Here is a 1,276-nt window from a genome sequence, read left to right on the forward strand (position 1 = left end):
GTCAGCCGCTCCAGCCTGGCACGGCCATCCGCACCGTCAACGCATGCTCCACCAGATTGATCAACGCACTCTTGACCGAATCCTTCGACCGCGCATCCAACCGCACCAACGGAATATGCGCCGCCAACGTCAACGCATCCCGCACCTCCGCATCACTATGCGGATACGACCCGTCCCACCCGTTGATCCCCACGATGAACGGAAGCTGCGCCTCCTCGAAATAATCGATCGCCGGGAAACTGTCCGCCAACCGGCGCGTGTCCACCAGCACCACCGCACCGATCGCCCCCCGCACCAAGTCATCCCACATGAACCAGAACCTGTGCTGACCCGGCGTCCCGAACAAATACAGGATCAAATCCCGATCCAACGACACCCGCCCGAAATCCATCGCCACCGTCGTGGTCGACTTCAACGGCGTCATCCCCAGATCATCGATCCCCACCGACGCGTCCGTCATCACCGCCTCGGTCGTCAACGGCATGATCTCCGACACCGCACCCACGAACGTCGTCTTACCGACACCGAACCCACCCGCCACGACGATCTTCGTCGACGTGAGACCCGGAGACGACACACCAGGACTAGAGCCTGCGAAGTCCACTGAGCACCCTTTCCAGCAGGTTGACATCCGGCCGACCCGCATCCAGCTGCGGCTGATGCACCCGCACCAACCCCTCCGCCGCCATATCCGCGATCAGCACCCGCACCACACCCAACGGAATCCGCAACAACGCCGACACCTCAGCCACCGACCGAACCTGCCGACACAACTGCGAAATCGCCTGATACTCCGGCGTGATATGCGAGAACTCCCGCGGCTCAGCCGTCGCCGACGACACCAACGCCTCCATCGCCAGCTTCACCCGAGGCGCCGTACGCCCACCCGTCACCGCGTACGGGCGCACCGGCGACCCCGGGTCGAAGGAGGACGGCGGCCGCTGCGCGGGACCGCTGTTCCATCTGGGGTCGGTCACCTCGATCACCTGGACTGACTTGCCCGCAGCTCCGCGCGCACCGCCGGAGTCAGCACCTGACCAGCACGATCGACCATCAGCGTCATCTGATAGGCGACGAGCCCCATGTCGCAGTCGGGAGCGGCCAGCACCGCCAGGCAGGAGCCGTCGCTGATCGACATGATCAGCATCAGCCCCCGCTGCATCTCCACGATGGTCTGGTTGACCACGCCGCCCTCGAACACCCGCGCCGCGCCCTGCGTCAGGCTCACCAGCCCCGACGCGATGGCCGCGAGCTGGTCGGCCCGGTCCGGCGGGAA

Annotated in this window: 3 protein-coding genes; all 3 read right to left on the bottom strand. The window is 65.4% G+C overall.

Annotated elements, in window-relative coordinates:
* Position 1 precedes the first annotated feature (1 nt).
* Positions 2–604, bottom strand: a complete 603-nt coding sequence (locus HT134_RS44275; protein WP_175606501.1) for a GTP-binding protein — start codon at positions 602–604, stop codon at positions 2–4.
* Entirely contained in the window at positions 585–977 is a 393-nt protein-coding gene (locus tag HT134_RS44280) for a DUF742 domain-containing protein (RefSeq protein WP_376768152.1), read from the bottom strand. Before HT134_RS44280 ends, HT134_RS44275 begins: the two co-directional genes overlap by 20 nt.
* A gap of 5 nt (positions 978–982) precedes the next feature.
* Positions 983–1,276, bottom strand: a 294-nt coding sequence (locus HT134_RS44285; RefSeq protein WP_175606502.1) for a roadblock/LC7 domain-containing protein, incomplete at its 5' end; no start/stop codon positions are given.

Source organism: Nonomuraea rhodomycinica (assembly GCF_013363995.1).
In the GTDB taxonomy this organism is placed as follows: domain Bacteria; phylum Actinomycetota; class Actinomycetes; order Streptosporangiales; family Streptosporangiaceae; genus Nonomuraea; species Nonomuraea rhodomycinica.